At 38.9% G+C, this 2,904-nt stretch carries 2 protein-coding genes and 1 pseudogene; all 3 read left to right on the top strand.

Annotated features, from left to right (window positions below; translation table 11 throughout):
- Positions 1-364: amidohydrolase family protein (locus AC3LHT_RS05455; protein WP_488662207.1), on the top strand; the 364-nt coding region annotated here is incomplete at its 5' end.
- A gap of 931 nt (positions 365-1,295) precedes the next feature.
- On the top strand, positions 1,296-2,234 hold the full coding sequence (locus AC3LHT_RS05450; RefSeq protein ID WP_290647023.1) for an asparagine synthetase A: 939 nt from the start codon (positions 1,296-1,298) through the stop codon (positions 2,232-2,234).
- Positions 2,235-2,297: 63 nt separating this feature from the next.
- Positions 2,298-2,904: pseudogene (locus AC3LHT_RS05445) on the top strand (ATPase); the annotation flags it as partial.

The following is a 2,904-nucleotide window of genomic DNA, read 5'->3' as shown; positions in this document are numbered from 1 at the left end:
AGGTGCAGATAAGATAATGCTTATAACTGATTCTATATCGGCTGCCGGCCTTGAAGATGGGGTCTATAACCTTGGAGGACTTGAAGTGGAAGTTATCGATGGCAAGTGCAAGCTTACGAGCAATGGTTCGATTGCCGGAAGCACTTTGCTATTCAACGACGCAATCAAGAATTTCAAGAATTTTACCGGATGCAGCCTTGTGGAGCTTTCAAAGGTTTCTTCGTACAATGCCCTCAAAAATCTGGATGTTGGTAAGCTTGGAAGGATAAAGGAAGGGTATATCGCAAATCTCGTTGTGCTTGACGAACAACTCAGTGTTTTAAAAACCCTTTTCAAAGGCGAAGAAGTTTACAGTAAACTTTAAACTGGTTCAAGCGTAGAGAAAGCGCCCCACAATGGGGCGCTTTTTTCATTGAGTCAGAATCTGTAATGCAACTGTGAGAGCAAATCTACCTTTATTTTTTCGAGCCTATCATCGATTTCTTTGTAGTGAATTCTCTTTTCTTTGTTTTTCATCATGGGTTTCACCTCCTAATACTGGTTCAAAACCCCCGTGGTTGGCTAAACATTCTCTTCAACACTTTTTCTTTTATTAGTTCGATTTCCCTGTCAATCTGTGATAAATTCTTTCTCCTTTTCATCGTATCCGCACCTCCCTTTCGCTCTCAAAACCCAGCGGGTTGGCTGTAAATGCTCTGCAATACAATTTCTTTTCTCAATTCGAGTTCCCTGTCTATCTCTTTGAAATTCTTTCTTCTTTTCATCATTTCGACCCCCTCTTTGAAGTTATCTTCTTTGACATTCATAATATATCACATATAACTTGAAGATGTCAAGGGGTAAATTAAAAATTTTAAGGTATAACTTAAAAATCATGATTTGCTTTTTGATGGGATAGTGTAACATAATCTCTGTAAGGTGCTTATAGACGAGGAAACGTGCGAACCATGGATTTTGAATAGTTTTTTAGGAATAGGAAATATTTATATAGAATTCAATAGTTTTTGTATAATAATCCAAAAATTTGATTTGTGGATAAGAAATTGTTCAAAAGGGTTGAATTCTCGCAGAAGAAAAAACGAATTTTTGAATTTGGAATTTCATACTAGGTTGTGGTATCATGGTCAAAACGTATTTTGAAGGGATGAGTTTTATGAATTTGTTGGTAATCATAAATCTCAATAATAACAATAATAACGGACCGGGATCGGTCGGTTTTGCCTTTGCATAGAGCATTTTAAAGGTACCGGCCGATGGATTTCCATCGGCCTTATTTTTTTATAAGGAGTGATCTTATGGAAAAGAGCAAAAAAATCATGAAAAGTATTATCCCACATCTTGAGGATCCAGTTGTAAAAAATGCAGTGAAAGTCAAAGCCAGAGTGATAGCATATGCCACGGAATTTTTAAGGGAGCAGGGATTTATCGAACTTTTGCCTACAATAGTGTCTCCCTTAACCGATCCACTGAACCATGAGGTTTTTAACGTGAGATTTAATTACTATGGCACTGTGTATCAATTAACCCAATCAATGATTTTCCACAAACAGCTTGCGGTAACTGCCTTTGAAAGAATTTTCATTGTCTCTCCCAATATCCGTCTTGAAACTGAGGAGAAGAAAGATAGTGGCCGCCATCTCTTCGAATTCACACAAATCGACCTTGAAATGAAAGGAGCAAAGCGCGAAGATGTTATGGATTTAATTGAAAGGTTGCTGTTATACGTTATTTCCGGGGTAAAACAGAAATGCCGCGAAGAGCTTGAATGTCTCGGCTCCAGTGTTAAAATTCCTACAATGCCCTTCAAAAAGGTCAGATACTTGGATGCACTGCAAACATATGGAAAGGATTTTGAGAAAATTCTCTCGGAAAAATCGACCGAGCCCTTTTGGCTGATTGATATTCCCATAGAAGGCAGGGAATTTTACGATAAACTTTCTGTGGATGGACGGACTCTGTTGGACATGGATCTTATTTTACCTCAAGGCTATGGTGAAGTGCTATCTGGTGGTGAAAGGGAACATGAATACGAGCAAATCCTTAAGCGAATGGAGTACAAAGGAACGAGTTTGGAGGATTTCAAATGGTATCTGCAGATTGCAGAAGATGAAAGACTCGTACCATCAGCAGGCTGTGGTTTTGGTGTAGAACGGCTAACCCGGTATATTTGCAGTCTACCACATGTTAGCCTTACCAGATTATTCCCGAAAGTCCCGGGAATGGACTGGATTTGAAGCAAGGTGTAAAATTTAAATAGTGCGGTTTAATAGTTAATTGTTTTTAAATGAGGTGATTTTATGAGAAGTGTGGTAATAGATGGGCAGATATCATACAATGCCGTTACGCAGATTTTCAATTCAGAGACTTTTCGTTCTTTGCTAATCGAGCTCATAAAGGATTCGGAACGAAAGAGAACCTCGCTGTGTTCACTTTTTGAGCTTTTTGTAAAAAATCCCAAAGAGACTGTTTTTGAAGAGAAGTATGATCTTGACTCCATGGTGCAGTTGCTCCTTGCGCTTATGGTCAACACCATAGAAGAAATCGACAATTCGAGGTGCTATTCTTTTCCAATGCTCAGTGATAAAAAAACACTGCTTGTTAAATTCGTAGATAGATTGTTCAACCTATGGAGAAGCAAGCACAGGTTTATGCTCAGACATGATACTTACACCCCTGCGAGGCTCAAGAGGATATTCAAACAAGCTGTTCTGGTAAATACAAACGCCGAACTCAGAAGCCTTGTTCTCAGTACATACAGGCAAATATTGATCAACATTTCCGATGTGAGCTTGAAGATTTTAAGGCAGGAACCTGGTGGAGCTCAAGTGAGCTTTCTTGTTGATAGTCCCGAGATCCACCGGGATGTCATGGTAAAAAAAGCAGACTGGCTATATGATCTAGATT

Source organism: Kosmotoga sp. (assembly GCF_982836095.1).
The sequence above is the reverse complement of the archived record's forward strand: the minus strand, read 5'-3'. Positions and strand labels throughout refer to the sequence as shown.